18 protein-coding genes are annotated in these 21,359 nt (G+C 51.7%); 2 read left to right on the top strand and 16 right to left on the bottom strand.

Annotated features, from left to right (window positions below; translation table 11 throughout):
* Positions 1 to 41 precede the first annotated feature (41 nt).
* From A2273_10560 to A2273_10515, 10 genes are all read right to left on the bottom strand, one after another.
* Positions 42 to 713 carry a hypothetical protein gene (locus A2273_10560; protein OGF09057.1) on the bottom strand — a complete coding sequence of 224 codons (672 nt, stop codon included), beginning with the start codon at positions 711 to 713 and terminating at the stop codon, positions 42 to 44.
* Between the two features lie 58 nt (positions 714 to 771).
* Positions 772 to 2,418, bottom strand: coding sequence for an arginine--tRNA ligase (locus A2273_10555; GenBank protein ID OGF09056.1), 1,647 nt, complete (start codon positions 2,416 to 2,418; stop codon positions 772 to 774).
* Between the two features lie 120 nt (positions 2,419 to 2,538).
* Positions 2,539 to 2,829 carry a hypothetical protein gene (locus A2273_10550; GenBank protein OGF09055.1) on the bottom strand — a complete coding sequence of 97 codons (291 nt, stop codon included), beginning with the start codon at positions 2,827 to 2,829 and terminating at the stop codon, positions 2,539 to 2,541.
* A 167-nt stretch (positions 2,830 to 2,996) separates the two neighbouring features.
* Positions 2,997 to 3,347, bottom strand: coding sequence for a ribosome silencing factor (locus A2273_10545; protein OGF09148.1), 351 nt, complete (start codon positions 3,345 to 3,347; stop codon positions 2,997 to 2,999).
* A gap of 118 nt (positions 3,348 to 3,465) precedes the next feature.
* Complete coding sequence (locus A2273_10540) at positions 3,466 to 3,936, bottom strand: hypothetical protein (protein ID OGF09054.1); 471 nt, start codon at positions 3,934 to 3,936, stop codon at positions 3,466 to 3,468.
* Positions 3,937 to 4,244: 308 nt separating this feature from the next.
* Positions 4,245 to 4,985: a hypothetical protein gene (locus A2273_10535; GenBank protein OGF09053.1), complete on the bottom strand. Its 741-nt coding sequence runs from the start codon at positions 4,983 to 4,985 to the stop codon at positions 4,245 to 4,247.
* Positions 4,982 to 5,344, bottom strand: a complete 363-nt coding sequence (locus A2273_10530) for an aspartate 1-decarboxylase (GenBank protein ID OGF09052.1) — start codon at positions 5,342 to 5,344, stop codon at positions 4,982 to 4,984. The genes A2273_10535 and A2273_10530 overlap by 4 nt, the downstream gene beginning before the upstream one ends.
* Before the next feature lie 45 nt (positions 5,345 to 5,389).
* On the bottom strand, positions 5,390 to 5,914 hold the full coding sequence (locus tag A2273_10525) for a hypothetical protein (protein OGF09051.1): 525 nt from the start codon (positions 5,912 to 5,914) through the stop codon (positions 5,390 to 5,392).
* Complete coding sequence (locus A2273_10520) at positions 5,911 to 6,756, bottom strand: pantoate--beta-alanine ligase (protein ID OGF09050.1); 846 nt, start codon at positions 6,754 to 6,756, stop codon at positions 5,911 to 5,913. Before A2273_10520 ends, A2273_10525 begins: the two co-directional genes overlap by 4 nt.
* Positions 6,757 to 6,806: 50 nt before the next feature.
* Entirely contained in the window at positions 6,807 to 7,619 is an 813-nt protein-coding gene (locus A2273_10515) for a 3-methyl-2-oxobutanoate hydroxymethyltransferase (protein ID OGF09049.1), read from the bottom strand.
* Positions 7,620 to 7,824: 205 nt separating this feature from the next.
* On the opposite strand from A2273_10515, the gene A2273_10510 reads away from it, so the two are divergent.
* Together A2273_10510 and A2273_10505 are read left to right on the top strand one after the other, a co-directional pair.
* Positions 7,825 to 9,696, top strand: coding sequence for a hypothetical protein (locus A2273_10510; protein ID OGF09048.1), 1,872 nt, complete (start codon positions 7,825 to 7,827; stop codon positions 9,694 to 9,696).
* Between the two features lies 1 nt (position 9,697).
* Positions 9,698 to 10,423, top strand: coding sequence for a hypothetical protein (locus tag A2273_10505; GenBank protein ID OGF09047.1), 726 nt, complete (start codon positions 9,698 to 9,700; stop codon positions 10,421 to 10,423).
* Positions 10,424 to 10,553: 130 nt separating this feature from the next.
* Here A2273_10505 and A2273_10500 read toward each other — a convergent pair whose 3' ends face one another.
* The 6 genes from A2273_10500 to A2273_10475 all read right to left on the bottom strand — a co-directional run bounded on the left by A2273_10500 (position 10,554) and on the right by A2273_10475 (position 21,160).
* Positions 10,554 to 11,582, bottom strand: coding sequence for a hypothetical protein (locus A2273_10500; GenBank protein ID OGF09046.1), 1,029 nt, complete (start codon positions 11,580 to 11,582; stop codon positions 10,554 to 10,556).
* Positions 11,583 to 11,690: 108 nt separating this feature from the next.
* On the bottom strand, positions 11,691 to 11,912 hold the full coding sequence (locus A2273_10495) for a disulfide oxidoreductase (protein OGF09045.1): 222 nt from the start codon (positions 11,910 to 11,912) through the stop codon (positions 11,691 to 11,693).
* Between the two features lie 345 nt (positions 11,913 to 12,257).
* The gene (locus A2273_10490; protein OGF09044.1) at positions 12,258 to 15,836 is read right to left on the bottom strand and encodes a hypothetical protein; all 3,579 of its coding nucleotides are present in this window, start codon (positions 15,834 to 15,836) and stop codon (positions 12,258 to 12,260) included.
* 99 nt (positions 15,837 to 15,935) lie between these two features.
* Positions 15,936 to 17,411: a hypothetical protein gene (locus A2273_10485; protein ID OGF09043.1), complete on the bottom strand. Its 1,476-nt coding sequence runs from the start codon at positions 17,409 to 17,411 to the stop codon at positions 15,936 to 15,938.
* Positions 17,412 to 17,433: 22 nt separating this feature from the next.
* Positions 17,434 to 18,345, bottom strand: coding sequence for a hypothetical protein (locus A2273_10480; protein ID OGF09042.1), 912 nt, complete (start codon positions 18,343 to 18,345; stop codon positions 17,434 to 17,436).
* 145 nt (positions 18,346 to 18,490) lie between these two features.
* The gene (locus tag A2273_10475) at positions 18,491 to 21,160 is read right to left on the bottom strand and encodes a hypothetical protein (protein ID OGF09041.1); all 2,670 of its coding nucleotides are present in this window, start codon (positions 21,158 to 21,160) and stop codon (positions 18,491 to 18,493) included.
* Between the last annotated feature and the right edge of the window lie 199 nt (positions 21,161 to 21,359).

The following is a 21,359-nucleotide window of genomic DNA, read 5'->3' as shown; positions in this document are numbered from 1 at the left end:
CACTTCATTACATTTCAGTATAAACTCCGACGGGAATCCAGTTATTTTTTTGCCTGCAGCATCAGATTATCTTCTGTATCCTTGCCTGCCTGCACCTCATGCCTTACGATCTTGAATCCCATCCCTTCGACTTCCCTTAAAATATCTTCCGGTTTCCCGACATACCTCCGGGCCACTCCATCCCAAACCATGCACCGGGTCTCGGCGTCGAACATTTTAACTACTTCCGGTTCCTTGGGCTCCCCGCACATGGTGCTTACATAGAATATCCCGCCCGGTTTCAATACCCGGTATGTTTCTTTCAGCACTTCAGCCCTGTCTTGCCCGATTATGCAGTGCAGGCAATGCCCGTCCATCACGATATCAAAAGTCCCATCCTCCCACCTTCCAAGCTTCGTAACATCACCGACTTCAAAGTTTGCCTTTAATTTCGCGTTGAAGGCCTTCTCCCTGGCCCATTCTATTGCGGTCGGAGCAATGTCAATGCCGCATACCTGATAGCCTTTTTCCGCAAGCAGCAGCGAAACATTCCCGGCTCCGCAGCCCAGCTCCAGGATCTTCCCGGAGCGCGGGAAACCATCGGAGGCGATAAGATCAAGTATTTCCTTGCGCCAGGTTTGCCAGGTCTGTTCATCATCCCAGCCGGGCGCCCCCGATTCTTTTCTGCGCCAGTAAAGGGCATCGTGGCCGAGGTAATCGGTTTTGAATTTCATCATTTTTCCAACCACCCCACGTTCCCCTCCTTACTCAAGGAGGGGATAGAAGGGGTGGTCACATCTTCTCCGGGGCGCTGACCCCCAGCAAACTCAGCCCGTTGGCAAACACGATCCTGGCGGCGTCGCACAGGTCCAGCCGGGCCTGGGTCAGCCCGGCATCGTCGGTCACCACCCGATGCTGGTGATAAAAAGTATGGAACACCCCGGCCAGGTCCTGCAGGTAGGTGGGCAGGCGGTGCGGCTCCCGGGCCAGGGCCGCCCCCAGCACTACCCCGGGAAATTCCAGCAGGGCCTTGATAAGGTTTATCTCCTCCTTCTCCTTGAGTAAGCTCAGATCGCTCTTGGTCCGGGCGATGCCCTTCTCCCGGGCATGGTCGATGATGCTGCAGATCCGGGCATGGGCGTACTGAACGTAAAATACCGGATTCTCGTCGGAGTGCTTGCGGGCCAGGTCCAGGTCGAAATCGAACTGGCTCTCGCTGCGCCGCATCAAAAAGAAATACCGCATCACGTCCGGCCCCACCTCGTCCCGCAGTTCGTCCAGGGTGACTATCACCCCGCTGCGCTTGGAGAACTTGACCTCCCGGCCCTCCTCGATCAGGCGGACCATCTGCATCAGGATGAACTCCAGCGAATCCGGATCGTGCCCCAGGGCCTTAGCGGCGCCCTTCATGCGGGGAACGTCCCCGTGGTGGTCGGCCCCCCAGACGTAGATCAGCCTTTTGAACCCCCGGCCGAACTTGTTCAGCATGTAGGCGATGTCGGCCGCAAAGTAGGTGTGCTCGCCGGTGGATTTTATCACCACCCGGTCCTTCTCGTCGCCAAACTCGCTGGCCTTGAAGAACTGCGCCCCGTCCTGATCGTAGAGATAGCCCTTCTTCTTCAGTTCTCCCAATGATCTGCTGATGGCCCCGGATCCCACCAGGCCGACCTCGGAGAACCATTCATCGAACTCCACCTTCAGGTCTTTTAACGACAGCTTCAGGTTCTCCAGCATGCCGTCCCGCGAGATCCTGGTGGCCTCGGACAGCAGTTGGTCGGGCGGAAGGGCTTTTAGCCGGGCGCCCTGCTCGGAATCCAGCTGGGCGGCGAAATCTTTGAGGTACTCGCCCTGATAGCCGCCCTCGGGAAATTCAAAGGGCCGGCCCCAGATCTGATTCAAGCGGGCCAGCACCGAGCGGCCCAGCTTGTCGATCTGGTTGCCGGCGTCGTTTATGTAATACTCCCGATGGACCTGGTAGCCCACGGACTGCAAAAGCCGGGCGATGGCATCGCCCACAAAAGCGCCCCGGCCGTGGCCCACGTGCAGCGGCCCGGTGGGGTTGACCGAGACGAACTCCACCTGTACCTTTTCCCTTTTCCCGTGGTCGCAGCAGCCAAAAGAGTTCTTTTTGTCCAGCAGGGTCACCAGTTCGCTGTACAGCCAGCCGGAGGCCAGCTTGAAATTGATGAACCCCGGCCCGGCCACCTCGGTCTGGGACACCAGCTCGGGATCAAGCTTCAGCGAGGCCGTGATCCTGTCGGCCAGCTTCCGGGGATTCTCCTTCAGGCCTTTGGACAGGTTCAGGGCGATATTGGTGGACCAATCGCCGTGCCCCTCCTGCTTGGGCTTCTCCAGTCCGATCTCGGACAACGGGATATTGACCCCCAGAATCTGTTCGATGGTTTGGGATATGTTTTTACGCAGGTAGTCTTTTATCATAAATCTTCTTTTTCGTCATTGCAAACGACAGCCCTGCCTGACTTGTGAAGCAATCCATTCTGTCATTGCGAGAATGATTTTATATAGCTAACGAAGCAATCCACAAACAATAACTTTGTATTATATCTTTTCAAACAGGTCGATCCAATCTGGATTATCTCGTTCGATAAGCCTTACTTTGTTTGCCCTTGAGCCAGCCTTTATCTGTTTTTCCCTAGCGATAGCAGCCCTTGGTTCATCAAACGCTTCAAAATAGACCAGCAGTTCGACTTTATACTTTCTTGTAAACCCTGGAATAAAACCATTTTTATGTTCGGCCACCCTACGCTTAAGATCGTTTGTGACCCCGACATATAAAGTACCGTTCTTCTTGCTGGCCAGAATATATATAAAATATTTTTTGCCAAACATTGTGAATAGATTGCTTCGTTAGTGCAGCAAAGAACCCAGACTCGCAATGATGTTTTTTTTTCGCACTATTTGAAATGTCTGATTTAAATCAGAAGCAAAATTAACATAACAGGGATTGCTTCATCTGTTTATCAGGGAAGCATATTCGCAATGACTGATAAGTGGCGTTAATCCTTTACTTCTTCCCTGGGGGCGTCGCCCCACAGGGCCTCCAGGTTGTAATAATCGCGCACCCGGGGCTGCATGATGTGCACCACCACGTCCACGTAATCCATCAGCAGCCAGGAGGCGGTCTTTTCGCCCTCGATGTGCAGGGCCTTGATGCCCTTGGGCTGCAGACCCTCCTCGATGGCCCGGCGGATGGCCCGGATCTGGATGTCGGTGGCGCCTGAGGCGATCACGAAAAAGTCCGCGGCGGTGGAAAGCCCCCTGACGTCCAGCACCGTCACATCGAAGGCCTTCTTGTTGAGGGTCAGATGGGCGATCTCCCTGGCCAGCTGTTGCCCGGGGCTGACCACCCGGACCTTGGCCGGGGCTTTAGCTTTGGGCGCCGCCAGTTTCTTCCGGGCCAGGCTCTTGGCCTTGGCGGTGCCGGGTTTGATCTTGGACCTTGCTGCAGGCCTCTTCTTCAAGACATCAGAAGCTGATGCCGAGGAAGCCTTTTTTCTTTTCTTTAAGATGATCTTGGCCAATTATTACTGTGACCTCCAATAATGATGTTGGTTCTAGTTGGGGTATTATGTTTTTGCATTCGAGTTCTTCAGCCACCAGAATAGCGTTGCTCTGGCCTTCGTCGGCCCGGTCCACCACCACCGTCTCGGGGAAGCTGTCGTTCTCGGCGTTGGCGATGTCCACCACGTCGAAGCCGCTTTTGCGCAGCTGCTGGGCCACTTCCTGTCCCAGTCCGCTTTTCTTGGTCCCATTGAGCACCTCGACCCTGATCTGGGCCTTTCTCTGCTTGAGATCGGCCTGCCGGTTCTGCCGCCATCGCAGATAGACCGAACCGCCGATGACCGCCAGTACGATGATCAGGAACATCACCGCCAGTGGCAGGTATCGGTTACGGCCGGCCTTGGCCGGGCGATTTTTAAAATCTGTGGTTGTCATATTGTTTGATTAGTGTTCCCTTTTAGTCATTGCGGGGAGTTCCGCCAAGTGGAACGACGAAACAATCCCCGCCGGGCTATTTATAACTCCGATGATAGATCAATGTACTTTGGGTTGATGCATATGATCAGTTCAGTCTTTTGTTTATGTTCCGCAACACGACGTTTAAGATTGTTGGTCACGCCAGTATACAATACCGTGATCCATTTATTGGACAGTATATAGAAATAATACTCGCGTATCATATCCTAAAAGACATCCGAGGATTGCTTCGTTAAACTCGCAATGACCAAAAGCAATAAGTGGAGCTATCTCCCCTTGCTAATGTATTCCTCGCACTCGGCCAGTTCCTCCGGAGTGTTGATGCCCAGCACCTCCCGGCTGTCAGCCACGATTTGGGCCGCGATCTTCATCCCTTTTGCTCTGAATATCCCGATCACGTCGGTCAGGTAATATTCGCCCTGCTTGTTGTTGGGCTTTAACTGTGAGAGGGCCTCTACCAACTTCTGATTTTCAAAGGAATAGATGGCCGGGTTGATCTCCTTGACGGACAGTTCGGCGGGGGTGGCATCCTTGGCCTCAACTATCTTTGATACGGAGCCGTCCTGGTCGCGGATGATCCGGCCGTAGCCCCCCGGCTGGTCGATGATCGTGCTTAGCATGGTGCAGGCGTTGCGCTCCTCCCGGTGCTTTTTGAGCAGGGAGACAATGGTGGCCGGTTTTATCAGCGGCACGTCGCCGTAAAGCACCAGCAGTTCGCCGGCGAATTTTTCTATGATGGGCAGGGCCTGCATCACCGCGTGGCCGGTGCCCTTCTGCGGGGACTGCAGCACGAACTCGACCTCCAGACCTTTAAGTGATTCTTTGACCTGTTCGGCCTGATGGCCCACGATGACCACGGTCCGGGCCACCCCGGCCGTTTGGGCCGAGCGCGCCACGTGCTCCACCAGCGGCTTTCCGCACAGCGGATGCAGGACCTTGGCCAGGCCGGACTTCATCCTTGTTCCCTGGCCCGCCGCCAGTATCAGGCAGATGCAGTCCCGGGTCATAGCTTGGTCTTCTTGGCGATGCGGTTCTTGTCGTCCACGCAGACTATCTTGGGCTGGTGCTTTCTGGCCTCGGCGTCCTCCTTGTAGCAGGAGGAGATGATGATCACCTTGTCGCCGGCCAGGCCCAGCCGGGCCGCCGCCCCGTTGAGGGTGATGGTGCCCGACTTGCGCGGGGCCTTGATGACATAGGTCTCGAAGCGGTTCCCGTTGTTGATATTCACCACCTGCACGATCTCGTTGGGCAGGATGTCGGCCGCTTCCATCAGGGCTTCGTCGACGGCGATGGAGCCGGAGTAGTGCAGGTTGGCCCCGGTCAGTGTGGCGCGGTGGATCTTGGATTTGCAGAGAATCCGAAACATGGGGACCTTTCTATGTTATAAACAATTATGCAATGACTTGAAATACTACTTGGTGGACAATATTTTTGTTATGCCGTAATAAATCCAACACAATACGATAACAAACAGTGTCATAGAGACAATATATAAGCTCATTTCGACAGAAGGTTTTTGCTGTAGAGTTTTTTGAAATAATAACGCTAATGAATCTATAACCATGCCTATGACAAGTAATATCATGGGGATTTTATAGTTGATCTTAATTTCGTTGATTGCTTTTATGCTATCAAACCATTTTTGGTAATGATGTATTTCAGTAAAACCACTAGTAGCTTTTTTCGCTTCTTTTTTAATATCAATAAATTTTTGTTTGTCTTCCATGTTGCTTTCATCAAATTTAGTAACTGCAATAATATTACCTTGTGAAGAAGCAATGAAGTTTTTGCATGTTTCAATTATTTGACTGCTCATTTGTATTTTAAAAACAATAAACAGACCATAGATTGAAAATATTGCAGCTTTTACTTGAATTAATGAACTGTAGAAATAAAAGCCCGTACTATCAGAACCATTATTAATGAACCACATCATTTTATCACCAAATTATCAATCAACCTTGCGTTTGGTAGCTTTACTGCTAAAGCGATCAATGTATTTTTTTTTATTTGTTTAACTGGCTTTAGCGTTTCATTGTCAACTATTTCAATATAATCTATCTCCGCCAGCGGCGCATCGCGATACAATATCTTTTTAATTTCGCCTTTTATCCTGCCCGCTGTCCGCTGTCCGCTGTCCGCTAATGCTTTGGCTTTCAGCAGCGCCCTATACAGCGTCGGCGCTTCCGCCCTTTCTTCCAGCGTCAGATACGCATTGCGCGAGCTCATGGCCAGGCCGTCCCCTTCCCGGACTATGGGCGCGCCGATGATCTTCACCGGCAGGTCCAGGTCCGCCGTCATTCGTCTGATCACCGCCAATTGCTGGGCGTCCTTCTGCCCGAAGACCGCAGCATCCGGCTGAACAATGTTGAACAGCTTGGCAACCACCGTGGCCACGCCCCTGAAATGCCCGGGCCTGGAGACCCCACACAACCCTTGGGTCAGGCCCTCGACATCGATGTAGGTGGAAAAGCCTTTGGGATATATCTCCTCCGGAGATGGCGAGAATATCAGGTCGGCCCCGGCAGTCTGACAGAGCGCCGCATCCTTTTTCAGATTCCTTGGATATTTCTTGTAATCTTCCTTGGGCCCGAACTGGGTGGGATTGACGAAGATGGAGACTACCACGAAGTCGGAATGCTTCTTAGCCATCCGAATCAGCGACAGGTGACCTTCGTGCAGCGCCCCCATGGTGGGCACAAAGCCGATCCGCTTGCCCTGCTTCTTCTGCAGAGCAATGATCTGTCTGACTTGTTTTATGGTTTTAATTATCTTCATATCTCATGAATAATCCCTCTCCCATTGGGGGAGGGTTGGGAGGGGTCTGATCATTCCTCCGAAAAACTCTCCTCCATATTCGGAAAACTCTTCCCCTTGACGTCCCCGATGTACCCTTTGAACGCCTGCCTCATGTCCTTGGCTATGTGGGCGTACTGCCGCACGAACTTGGGCACGAAATCCTCGAACCGGCCGTCCATGTCGTCCACCACCAGGATCTGCCCGTCGCAGTGCGGCCCGGCCCCGATGCCGATGGTGGGAATGGCCAGGCTCTCCGAGACCTTTTTGGCCACCTGGTGCGGGATCTTCTCCAGCACGATGGCGAAACATCCGGCGTTCTCCAGGGCCTTGGCCGCCGCCATCAGCCGCTCGGCTGATTCCTTGTCCTTGGCCTGCAGCTGGTAGCCCCCGAACTTGTGGATGGACTGGGGGGTCAGCCCCAGGTGGCCCATCACCGGGATGCCGCGCTCCACTAGATTCTTGACGATGGGGGCCGCCACCCTGCCGCCCTCTATTTTGACCGCCTCGGCCCCGGATTCCTTGAGGAACCGCCCGGCATTGTTGGCCGCTTCGGCGATGGAGGTCTGATAGGACAGGAACGGCATGTCGGCCACCACCATGGCCCGCTTGACCCCCCGCTTGACCGCGGCGGTATGATAGAGCATGGCCTCCATGGTTATGGGCAGGGTGTTCTCGTAGCCGGCAAAGACCATGGCCGCCGAGTCGCCCACCAGGATCAGGTCTATCCCGCACTCGTCCAGCAGCCGGGCGGTCAGATAATCGTAGGCTGTAAGGCTGGCTATCTTCTCGCCCTTTTGCTTCATTTTAAGCAGGGTCCTGGTGGTTACTTTATCGGTATTCATCTGTTTTACCACCTTAAATGTTATATCGTTTCTGATTTCGGCCTAAATACAAATATGTCATTCAATTACGAAACTAAAACCCCTGAGAAGAATACACCAAAATGGCATAAAAATCAAGCAAAAAAGCCCCCAAGGAAAAGCCCGGAGGATTTTTAATTTCCGTTTTTTCTTGACTTTAAAATATAAGATGGTATCATTGAACTCTATGAAATTAGCACAGATTTTTCCCTATCTGTCCCACCTTTCGCTGACCCCCAGGCAGATAGCCGGTTTCAACCGGATGATAACCCGAGGCACCGCCTATGCCGGAAGGCTGACCGCCCAGGAGAGGGCGATACTGATACGCCTGTTGCGCGAGGAGGATGTTCTGCCCGGGATGTCCCATGTGATCACCGAGAAAGTATCGGCGGAAAAGGGCCATACCGACCTGCCGTCGCTGTTGTTCGGTGTGCTGGCCCCTGACTGGGCCGGGCTGGCTGACGCCTGCCTGGGGACGGTGCATGAGGCTGGCCTGAACATTGCCTATACCCACGGCTTTATTCTGCGGAGAAACCGGGAGAAGCTGGGGGTGGTGTTGATGGAGGTGGAACTGCCCCCCCATTTGACCCAGAAGGCCCTGGATATAGCCCGGGCCAAGATCCAGGAAAGGCTGAGCATCATCGCCTCGGAGGATGCCGCCAAACGGACCCTCCAGCGCCAGGAGGCCAGGAGGCTCTACGCATTCACCACCGTCACCGACCTGCTGCGGGGCAAACTGTCGGCCGATGACCTGAAGGAGATCATGGGCGACAGCGGCGAGGCCCTCAAGTTTTTCATGTCGCGGCATGAATCATACATCAACCAGCGCACTCTGGGATCCATTGCCGATCAGATCCTGGGCAATTATGTCATGAAGAAGAACATCCGGTCCGGGCATTCTTCGCTGGAGATTTCTTTCCAACAAGTGACATACAACAGCAAGACCCTGACCGGAGTGACGGTGATCACCAAGGAACAGAGCATTACCTTCGAACGGTTGATGAGACTGATAAATGAGCTGGTATCCCAGAATCACCGCTATGACGATTACGCCTACTTCACCGCCGACAAACTGTCGGTCTTTCATGTGGAAATGACCAACCAGCAGGACCAGCCGATAATCCCGGACCTTCAGGATAAACTGGCTGAAGCTATCCGGGTGATCCCCTCGCAAAAGGAGACCCTGGGCCCCACCCCGGGGGTGGAGCTGATCCGCCGCAAGATAGTCCCGCTGATGATAGACGAGGAAAAGGATATCAAGATCCCCCAGGGCTATATCCACCCCCATGCCCCGGATCATTTCAAGGCTATAATCGTGGCCTCCGGCAATGACAAGGGCTTCGGGCTCGAAGTGGTGGGTGCCCTGACCTCGGTACCGGGATTCTCGGCCGCCATGCCGGACAAGCCCAACATCATGACCAATATCCAGAACGGCAAGGAGCACCAGCAGGAGATATCCATCATTGATATCTGGATCGACCGCAGGACCCTGTTCGGAATCAAGCGGGAGAATTGGAACGACGAGGAGATCTACAACCGGATCGAACAGGCCATCAAGACCATCCCCGGTTTCGGGCCCAAGCTCCGGATATTCGACCGCACCAGCCGCGCCCTGCGTCAGATGCGCCTGAAGGCGGTCTCCGAACTGGCTGAAAAACTGAACATCCCGGGGGATCAGATAAAATCCCTCTTCTACAGCATCGGCGACCGATGCCTGCTCAACCCGGAGATCACCAACGATGCCATCTTCGCCCAGGTCAAGCTGGAGTATCAGGCCCATAACCGGCTTCTCTCCGGGCGGCCGATCTCCGTTATTTTCGAGGAGATGAAACTGACCGATAACGATCCCAGTTTCACGGCCCTGGCCGTGGCTTTTAGGTACAATCAGGACCGGCTTAAGGGGATATTTGAGGCCGTAAAAAAATATCAGGCCAACTCCGTCTGCCGGACAGATTTTGAGGACATCACCCTGCTGCTTTTCAACCTCAGCTCCGGCTCCGCCCCCCTGAAGACAGCCGAGATCGCAGACCTGACCTCTGTTCTGGAGGGGCTCGCCTAGCATGAACCAGTTCATCACCTTTGACCTCTGGGAGACCCTGATCGCCGATTCGCCGGAACTGGACGGCAGCCGGACAGAATACCGGGTGAGAGCCGTTCATTCTTTGATATCCCGCAAGCAGCTTGGGATCGATATCAATGACATATACCGGGCCCACCAAAAAACCTGGCAGGAATGTACGGTCTTATGGGATAAAGCCCGGGACCTGGCCTTTCCCGATCAGGTCCGGCTTTTTGTTGGGCTGATAGACCACCGGCTATTGTCCTCCCTGAACCAAGGCGAGCTCCAGGCAATTGCAGAGGCATACTCCGGAGCCGTCCTGCAATTCCGGCCCCGGCTGATCGCAGGCGCCCGGGAGACATTGGCCCAGCTGGCTTCACGAGGTTACAAGATGGGATTGGTATGTAATACCGGAAGAACCCCGGGGAGCACGCTCCGGGAACTTCTGGGGGATTATGATATATTAAGATATTTTATGAGTGCCCTGTTCTCCGATGAGACCATCATCCGCAAGCCCGATGCCAGGATATTTGAAAAGGCCTTGAAGGAAATGCGGGCCGATAAACAGCAAACGGTTCATGTGGGAGACAGCTGGGAGAACGACATTCTGGGAGCCCGGGCCTCCGGGATCAGGGCGGTTTGGATCTCCCCTGAAGGCCAAGGATCGGTTGACTGCCCGGTTATTAAAAGTGTTGCCGAACTGTCGGCTGTTTTAGATAAGTTATAAAAAAAGCCCGGTCCCAAAAGGACCGGGCTTTTTAAATTCTGGATCATTTCTTGCCGATTCCTCGGGCAGAGCCTGGTTTAGCTTGGCAATCAACTCATCGGCTTGCCGCAGCAGTCTTTGGAAACTTTCATCACTTCTCCACCCACTCGATGGCTCGCTGCAGTTCCTCCTTTTTGTTGGGTAGCAGGGTATGCCCAATTCCGGCGTAGACATTCAGACTGACCGTGATCCCAGCCGTCATGAAAAACTTCACTGCTAATTGGTTAGCGTTGATAAACTTCTCATTATCCAGCTGCCCTACCATGATAAAGACTTTAAGTCCGTTCACCCGGCTGCGGGGCAGGAACTGGACCACTGTTGAATCATAATCATAGCGCCCGGCTATAGGAATGATGCCCTTGAAAAGGCCGGCATTTTTTGTGCCGGTGTAGTAGGTCCGGGATGCGCCCTGGGAAAAGCCCATTAGTATTATCTTGGCGGGATCAATCCTATACTTGGCCTGTGCCTCTTTTACGGCCGCCAGCACGTTCCTTTCTGTTTCCACCGAGTTGCCCCAACCAAAACTCTCCTTGCCCAGGATTTCCAGTCCATAAGGCGCCACTACAATATAGCCCAACTGCTGGGGAACTCCGGCCAGGGTTTGGATGAAGTAGCTGGGATTGTCGCTGTAACCGTGCAGGCATACCAGCAGGCCATAGGTTTTAGTGGAGTCATAGTCCTGAGGCAGTTCCACCACCGGCTTGGCAATCTTGGGTCTCAATTCTGCTATCATCTTGCGGGCCCGGGTCAGGATCTTCTTATATTGTCCGGTATTGCTGATGTTATTTAGGTCAGTATCATTCTCAAACCCGTAAAAACCCCATTCCACCGCCTTTTCCAGCCATTTAATGGCTTCTTTTTTCTTGTCCATCAAACTGTAGTTGCAGGCTATGCTATAGGCGGCCATTCCGTAACCTGGCTTATGCTGTAACAGGGCTATGTAGGCTTGGGCCGATCCCTCGTAATCCTTATCGTTATATGCCTTGTCGGCTCGGAGCATCAATATCCTGACCGGATCAACCTCCTTGGCCCGGCCTTCCGCATCCAATACCTGGGTCAGACCGGCAGCAGGTGGCAGAAACAGAAATAATGATATTAGAAGTATTTTTACTTTTTTCATACCCGCCTCTCCTTTACTGTTTGTGTCTTTTATTTTAAGGTATTCTTCAGTTTAAGTCAAACAAAAAAGCAGCCTGCTTCACAGGCTGCTTTTTACAATGATATCAGACTACTTCTTCTCCGCCGGCTCGGGATTATTGATCGCCTCGTTCAGCCTGTCCATCAGTTGGCTTACGTCCAAGCCATGAGCCATCGCCCCCTGCTCCACCGTCTCCCGATAAGCCACGTTGCAACCGATGCAAAAAAGTCCATGCTCGAAAAATACCTTTATGCTTTGGGGATATTTATTGACCACATCCATGATGGTCATATCCCTGGTTATCTTTTCCATCATCTCTCATCCCTTAAATATTCTTAAGTTTTGAATGGTATAATAAAATGTCCTGATTGTCAAGGATTAAATCAAACATAAAAGCGACAGCCGCAAACTGGCTGTCGCTTTTTTAATACTGTTCCCTATTGCTTTTTCATGGGCTGGCCGCAGCACTCCTTGGGAAGGCTGGATGTCTGGCCGCATTTTTCGCATTTATAGGTCAGCTTGCTTCCGCAACCGCAGGAATTGCACATCTTCAATCTCCTTTTTTTCTATTATTGTTTGAGTTTTCAATTCGGCATTCAATTATCCCCCCAAAATCCCGCTTTGTCAAGCCCCTCGTGTGTAATATAATATTATCATTTATTTTAACAAAAGGAGTTTTTTCGTCTCTGTAAAAGTCCCCGCCTGTAACCGGTAAAAATAAATACCCTCTGCTAATCGCTGAACATTGAATATGGCCCGATGCATCCCGGCGGGTTTTAGGCCATCAACCAGCGTAGCAGCTTTCCGGCCAAGCATATCATAAACCTTAAGGCTTACGTAACCATCAACTGCCAACTGGTAACTTATTGTTGTTCTTGTATTAAAGGGATTGGGATGGTTCTGTCTTAACTCATATCGGAACAACCCAACAATCTTCGAGGATTCCACGCCCATATACGAAGTATCCAGAGTAAGATACGCTGTGGCAATGTTACCCCAAAGAGTATCGAAAGAACGGTTTTCACCTATCCGATACTTCACGGTGTTAATGATGCCATTGGTAGTACTATCCGGGAAAATTAAGGTGCTAACACTATCTGTTGTTCCCAAGCTGACGCTAATTATTCGAAGCATGAGGTTATTCCGCGCCGTCTCCACATCGCAATCGTTGAGTAGCAGCCTTGAAAGTTCAAAAGACCTGTTGGAAATAAGAGTATCATAAAAAGCGAACGGAGCATTATCTAAAGACTGCAAGCCGGGATAGGTGCTATCAGAGCGGATGGTCCAAGTAGTATCGAAGCTCCAGTCCATAAAGCTGGATGATTGTTTCATCGGGACTGTCGTAACCCCGGTAATGTCGGCCGACCCGTTGTTGGTTCCCACTCCGCTTATCAATCCCGATGTCTCTGTATTCCAGTAACAGCCGCTTACCGTCCCGTTAATATAATTAGCTCCGACCAGACCGCCGACATAATCATTACTACCTGACACCGAGCCGGTCGAGTAACATCCACTTATCGCGCCGTTACTATAATTGGCACCGACAAGGCCACCAACATAACGGCTATTTCCCAATACCGACCCAGTGGCATAACATTTATTCACTTTACTGCCGGTATAGTTGAGACCTACCAGACCACCAACATAATTATTACTGCCCATCACTGGGCCGGTAGCGTAACATTCGCTCAGAATGCCATAGCTATTATAACCTACAATACCCCCGACTGCAAAATAGCCCATTACAGAGCCAGTTGCATAACTTTCCATCACGGTGCTTTGGTAGCTATAACCGACAAGACCGCCGACGCGATAATTTCCTGCAACATAGCAGTTCGATAACCCAAGACTATCAATATTAGCAACACTTATATATCCGAACAGACCTACATAATCAGTAGCAGGACGGTTGATCATTAAGTTTTTTATAACATGTCCTCCCCCGTGAAAGGCGCCTATAAAAGGCATGCCGTTTGTACCTATGGGCACAAACCCGCTATCGCTATTCTCTGTCGCAGAGGGAGAGGCATCGATATCAGCAACCAGCCTATATACTTTATCCAGTTCATAACCGTAAATAATTGATCCGATCATTTTCAGGCTTGCATAATCAGGAATCAAATACGGGGTTTCTTCGGTTCCATTACCTTCAAGTGTTGCATCAAATATAACATAAGCCGTGGCAATGTTACCCCATAACGTATCGGTGGATCGAATTTCACCTACCCGGTATTTCACGGTATCAACGGTGCCCTTGGCAATGCTATCAGGAAACGTTAAGGTGGTTACACTATCGGTTGTTCCCACGCTTACACTATTCACATGGAGTACTAGGTTAGCCCGCGTCGTTTCCATATCGCAATCATTGAGAATAAAATTTGAAAGCAAAAATGTTTTGCTTTGAGTGTAGAACCTATCGAAAAAAGCAAATGGAGCATTATCCAATGATTGCAGACTAGGATAAGTACTGTCTGAACGGATTCTCCACGTAGCGCTAAAATCCCAACTATTGAAGCTTGTATCCTGCTTCATCTGCGCTGTTGTCAAACCATAACAAGCCGCACTCCCACCTGATATATAACCTACGCCAACAGCTGCCATTGTTGTTTCTTTGTTCCAGTAACTTCCGCTAACCGTGCTGCTTGCGCTGTACCCGGTAAGGCCCCCTATATATTTATTGTAATAGCTGTTCACTTCACCTGTGGAGTAACAGTTATTAATCGTACCATACGCATTGCCGCCAGCCAAGCCTCCAATATAGTCAGTCCCTGTTGCCGGACCTGTGGAATAACATTCGCTGATAATGCTCCAGTAGTTGTATCCGACTAGACCTCCGACACTTCCGGCCCACAAACTAGCAACTGTACCGGTAGCATAACTTTTTGATATTGTGCTATTGTAATCATTGTATCCCACAAGCCCACCAGCAGAGTGAGTGCCGGCTGTTACTGAGCCTGTAGCCATACTTCTGTCTATCGTACTGTAAGTATCGTTCATTCCAATTAGGCCGCCTACGGTAGATCCCAAACCCAATACTGAGCCCGAGGCATAACTTAAATCCACTTTGCTGTTATTATTTATACCTACCAAACCGCCGACATAACCGCTGTTGCTTGTGACTGTTCCGACAGCGTGGCATTCGCTAACAGTGCTATTGTAATCATTCCCTCCAACCAAACCACCAACATAAAAATTATTATTTCCGGTGACAGCCCCTTTGGAGTAACATTTAATAATTAGTCCGCTATTATAATTTGCACCGCAAAAGCCACCGACAAAATTATTATTACCTTCCACTGAACTGGTTGAATGACCAACACTTACAGAACCGCCGTCATTAAAGCCGACCAGACCACCAACAAAACCGCTATAACCGGTTACGGAACCGGTCGAATAACATCCATTAACGGTGCTGCTGCCCTGATTGACCCCGACTAATCCGCCTACAAAACTACTGTCGCCCGTTACCGAACCTTCTGCATAACAATCGCTAACTATTCCATTGTAATTGTAACCAACCAGGCCGCCAACACATTTTCCACGACCCAAAATAAAACCGGTAGCGTAACAACCATTCACAGTGCCATTGTAATTCAGCCCAACAAGGCCGCCCACCTGAACATCACTGCCTGTTACGGCGCCGGTGGCATAGCATCTGTCAATTGTGCCTCCATTGTAATTTAATCCAACAAGACCTCCGACATTTCTTCCGCCCATTACCGAACCAGTGGAGTAACACCCATTCACAGTGCTGTTTGAATCTCTACCGGAAAGAAAACCAACATAATTACCACCAGTTACAGAGCCTCCCGCCATACCAAGACTATCAATAGTACCGCTAATTATATTACCAAACAAACCAATATAATTAGTAGCAGATCGATTAATCATCAAATCATTTATTATGCAACCACTCCCATGAAAAACGCCGGTAAATGGAGCAGTGTTTGTACCAATAGACACAAAACCCTTACCACTATCTTCCAGAGCCGATGCTGAAGCATCAATATTGCTTGTCAACCGATATACACTATTAAGAGAATAGGTTGATGTATCGGTACCGACGACTTTCAGATCCTCATAGTCGGCTATCAAGAAAGGATCCCCTTCAGTCCCGCTACCGCTCGGCGTCCCGCCGGTGGCATAGGCCATGCCCTGCGCCAAAAACGCCAACGCTATTGCTTGCATGCCAAGCAAGGCCAGACGTTTTCCTATCTTGATAAGATTCGTTTTCATTCATCTAACCTTTTTAAGTTATTTTGAATAAAACTTGCATTAAACCCTAAAAATTAAACCCGCGTATATCTGCGTCAATCAGCGTCCCATAAAACCCCGTTATTTAGCTACCACCCTGATCCTTCCCGGCTGGCCATATTGCGGGCCCACCAGGATGGCCCCCAAACGTTTCATTGTTTCCAGGTATTCCACCGCCTGGTGGGTGATGCGCTCACCGGGAACGATCACCGGGATCCCCGGCGGGTAAACGGTGAAGAACTCGGTGGATATCTCGCCCACCGCCTCTTTCAGCTTGACCATCTTATAGGTCGAGAAGAAAGCTTCGCGCGGGGTCAGCGACATAGCCGGGTAATTGGAGGGGAATTGGATATCCAGTTTTTGCAGCGGGCCGCGGCCATACTGCGACGAGGCCATGGCCTTCAGGGCCCGCAGCAGCCGGTCGGCCTCGGACTGGCCGTCGGCTATGGAGAATATGAACGCCACATGGTCCCAGTCGGCCATCTCGGCCTGGATGTTGTATTTCTCGTTCAGTATCCTGCTGGCCTGGTAGCCGGTAAGCCCCAGCTTGTCCACGAACACGATCAGCTTGGTGGGGTCAAGCTTGAACGGCTTGACGTCTTGGGGATTCAGGCAATACAGCCCTTTTATCTTATTGATGGAGCTGCGTAGTTTGACCGAGAGGGCGATGGATTTTTCCAAAAGCTCCCGCCCATCCATGGCCATCTGGCGCCGGGCCAGGTCCAGCGAGGTCATCAGCAGATATGATGGGCTGGTGCTCTGGGTAAGCAACAAGACCTCCTCCAGGTCCCGGATATCGATGTTGGGCCCCTTTACGTGCAGCATGGAGGCCTGGGTCAGCCCCGAGATTATTTTGTGCGAACTCTCCACGCAGATATCGGCCCCGGCCTCCATGGCCGAAACGGGCAGAGCGGGATGAAATAACAGGTGCGGCCCGTGGGCCTGGTCCACCATCACTATCCGATCGTTGAGATGGGAAAGCTTGACGATCTTCCCCAGGTCGCAGCAGATGCCGTGATAGGTGGGCGAGGAGACGAATACCGCCCTGGCGCCGGGATTTTTGATCAGGGCCTTTTCCACCGCCTGGGGCGAGACGTTCATAATAAGGCCCCATTCCCGGTTGACCTCGGGATGGATGTAGATGGGCAGGGCCCCGGACATGATCAGCCCTGATATCACCGATTTGTGGGTATGGCGGGGAACAATGATCTTGTCGCCGGGAAACAGCACCCCCATCAGCATGCTCAAATTGCCGCCGGTGGAACCGTTGATCAGGAAATAGCTTTTATCGGCCTGATAGGCCCCGGCCGCCAAAGCCTGGGCCTGCTTGATGACCCCGGTGGGATGGAACAGGCAGTCGGTCTCGGGCAGGACGGTCAGGTCCATTCTGAAGATCGCATCGCCCACCAGCCGGCGCCAGGCCTTATCGATCCCCCGGCCTTGTTTGTGGCCGGGAGTGTGGAACGGCACCTTGGGCTGCTTGATGTATGCGGCCAGGGCTTCGAACAGCGGTGCCCGGCTTTGGGGCGAATTATGGGGCGATGGACGGTGCTTCATCAGTGTCTTAGTGGTTTAACGGTTAGGCGAACTTGGCGGTCAGCAGGTTCTTATCGGTTATCACCCTCTGCTGTTTATCGAAATCTTTACGCAGGAACTTCGGCAGGGCGAACATGCTTAAATGGGTGATGCCGTCATAGTAATCCAGTTTTTTGAGCCCCCGTTTTTTAATCAGGGCATCGATCTGGTCCGGGGAATAGACCAATGGGTCGGCGCCTTTGGAGCCCAGGATGAAACCCCAGGGCAGGCCGAATGAGGGGATTGTCACCTGGTATATCCTGGTGACCGGGAAGGCGCTGGAGATGGTTCGGGCGACGGCGGTCAGCATCTGGGTGTCGCCGCTGCGGGTGGTGCCGGCCTGCAGGGTGATCAAGCCCTGGGGCGAAAGCCGCCGGTTCAGCAGTTGGTAGAACTCCCGGGTGTAAAGCTTGAACGAAGGCCCGCCCTCTATGGGCTCGGTCAGGTCGATGATTATCACATCGAAGGTTTCCCGGGTCTTCTGCAGGTAGGCCCGGGCATCCATATAATGCACCTTGGAGCGGCGGTCCTGGAAAGCCCCCCCGGCCCACTGCGGCAGCTCCTTCCGGCAGAACTCCACCAGCTGCTTGTCGATGTCCACCATCACCACCTGCTTTACCGATTTGTGCTTCAGGATGTCGCGCAGGGTCTCGCCCTCGCCGCCGCCCACGATCATCACCTTCCGGGGATCGGGGTGCAGCAGCAGTGGCGGGTGCACCAGCGCCTCATGGTAGATGAAGGAATCGCGCTCCGAACTCTGCATCCTTTCGTCCAGGAACAGACAGCGCCCGTAATTATAGGTATCCACGATGTCTATCTTCTGGTATTTGGTCTGGGTGCTGACCACCGTTTTTTTAACACCGTGCAGATGCATCTCGTCTATCCAGTGTTCAAGATAATAATTGCTGACCGTCATTTTCCACCTCCGTTTTGCAGTCTGTTTGGGGAATGTTTACCTTGACCATTATACAATAAACTCCGGTATTTATTCAATCCATAAAACCAGATCCATGAAAATGCGGCCCCGGAATGATGGGGCCGCATTGAATAAACCAGCCGGGTCAGAACATAGTGATGAATTTTTCGACCAGAACGGGATCGAACTGGGTCCCGGCATATTTTTTAAGTTCGGCAACAGACTCTCCATGGCTCATGGCCTTGCTATGCGGCCTATCGCTGGTCATGGCCTCGTAGGCTTCGGCTATGGCCAGCATCCTGCATTCCAGCGGAATGTCCCCGCCGGACAAACCCAGGGGATATCCCTGCCCATTCCACCATTCATGGTGTTTCAGAACCAGATCGGCCACCGGGATCAGATCCGAAGAGAACCGGGCCACATGATAGCCTATCTCGCAATGCCTTTTCATTTCGGCCAGCTCCCGAGGATCCAGCGATTGGGATTTCAATAGTATCTTATCCGATATCCCGATCTTGCCGATATCGCAAAAATTGGCCAACAGCTTCATTTCTTTTATATCGATCTCCGACAGTCCCATGGCCATGGCAAAATGGGTGATCAGATTTTCCAGGCGGATTATCCTTCCCCCGGAGATCACGCCACGGGTCTTTAAGGCTTTAATGAAATTCTGTATCAACAGATCATGATTATCCTGCTTCTGGCGGTACATGATGTTGTCGGCTTCCTTGAAAAGGTCGGTAATGCCCACATTAGCATGGCTGCGTAAAGTATGGCCTATCGATAGGCTTAATGGAAGTTCGGGGTTCTCGGCATTATAGGTGCGGATGGTATGCTTTATCCGGTGGCAGATGCCGTCCAGGTCGGTCTGGTTGATATTGGGCAGCAGCACCGCAAATTCATCCCCGCCCAGCCTGGCTACCAGATCTCCCCTCCGGCAGGCATCCCGGATGATGCCCGAAACCGCCATCAGCAGTCCGTCCCCGGTCTTGTGGCCCATAATATCGTTGACCAGCTTCAGGCCGTCCACGTCGCACATGATCATGCCCACCGACTCGATCCGTTCCATATCCAAGCGGCGCATCTCCTCCTCGAAGAAAGCCCGGTTATAGAGCCCGGTCAGGGGATCGTGCAGGCTGATATATTTGAGCTGGTCCTCGGCCTTGCGCCGCTGCAGGGCGACCGAGGCCTGGTTGGAGAAAGTTTCCATCAGGCTGACATTAAAAGGCGGGGCGTGGCTGGGCGATAATATGGCGATATTGCCGAACAGCTCCTCGCTGTGGCACAATCCTATGGTGAAAATGTTTTTTATGGACAGCAAGGTTTCGATCTTGCTGCACACCTTTTTGGATATTTTCTTAAAGGTAAGATTATAGAGATCTATCGGTGCATCGACCACCTCGCCGGAGAGATAAGCCTCCTTTGCTTCCCGGCTGAGCTTGAAGTCCATGCCTACCGGGTCTGCTTTGATAAGTTTCAAAATATCGTGATAGTGCTCCTCTAACCCCAGGATATATTTTACCCGAAGCATGTCCGACGATTCGTTATAGGAGCTTACTATCACCATGGAGCTTCCGGCTATCGATTTCACCTTCTCGGCAATATACTTGAAGAGATCCTGCTCGACCGGCATCCTGACAAAATCCATGGCCGTTTTGGACAGAAAATCCAAGTCGCCGGAGTATTTGCGCTGTTTTTCCTCCGCCCTCTTCCGGTCGGTGACCTTCCTCACTATGGCGATGATCTGTGAAACCGGCAGGGGCAGCAGCCGGGCCTCGTAGAAGTCCTGCTCCCCATCCTTGGTCAGTGAATACTCCGTGACCGTCAGCAGGCCTTTCTCCCTTACCTCGCGCAGGGCCTGCCCGACGATCCCGGCGGCAGGTTCCGGCAGGATCTCCCGGATCTTCTTGCCCAGAAATCTCTCGGGCGGCACCAGCAGGTCCGAAAGCCGGCTGGTGTTGTAGTCCAGGATGGTGCCCTCATTATCCAGCAGGAAGAACATGTCTGGCAGGGCTTCAAATATGGCCTTAAGCTCCTGATGGGCCTTGTTGAGGCCATCCTCGGCTGTTTTTCTGTCGGTAATATCCCTGGCGTTTATCACGATCCCGGAGACCTCGGGATCGTTCAGCATATTGTTGGCAATGACCTCGAAAGATCGCCAGCTCCCGTTCTTGTGCCTGGCCCTCACTTCGAAGGCCGGGGAAACGCCGGGGGTCTTTTTCCTTTGCTCCAGGATGCTTCTGATGCCATCGGCATCGTCGGGATGGATGAAGTCCCGCCCCCCCTTGCCCAGGTATTCGTCAGGCTTATAGCCCAGAATATTTTCGATTGAAGGGGAGCCGTATTCAAAGATCCCATTGCTGTCGATAACCAGAATGATATCCGATCCATTCTCGATCAAGAACCTAAAGTGCTTTTCTTTATCCTTCAGTCGGGAAAATTTTTTATGCTTCTCCAGTGCTATCTCTATTGCCGCTATCAGCTCCCGCTCTTCAAACGGTTTTATCAGATATCCGTAGGGCTCGGATTTTTTAGCCCTGGACAATGTATCGGGATCGGCATAAGCCGTCAAAAATACCACCGGAATATTAAGAAGGGTATGGATTGTATCTGCCGCTGAGATTCCATCCATACCCCCCTTTAAAACTATATCCATCAACACCAGATCCGGCAGGATAGTTTTGGCTCTTTCCACTGCCTCTTCGCCGGATGTGGCTAATTCCAGCACATTGTAGCCCAGCATTTTCAATCGCTTCTCGATGTCGGAAGCTACAATTCGCTCATCCTCCACCACCAGTATCTGAGCTTTGGACATAGCTGTTTGCCTTAAAATTTTGTGATTTTTAGATATAACTATCTATAACCCAGTTATTGTTTTATACATCATACTGATATAAATATTAATTCATATTAATAATTATAAGCTCGTAAAATATAATGAAACAATCAGTTATCTTGTTATATAATATTTGTAAATTTTAAATATATAACCACTAAACCGATAATATATGCAT

It is taken from the genome of Candidatus Edwardsbacteria bacterium RifOxyA12_full_54_48 (assembly GCA_001777915.1).
Taxonomy (GTDB): domain Bacteria; phylum Edwardsbacteria; class AC1; order AC1; family EtOH8; genus UBA2226.
This window is presented reverse-complemented; position numbering and strand designations above follow the sequence as displayed.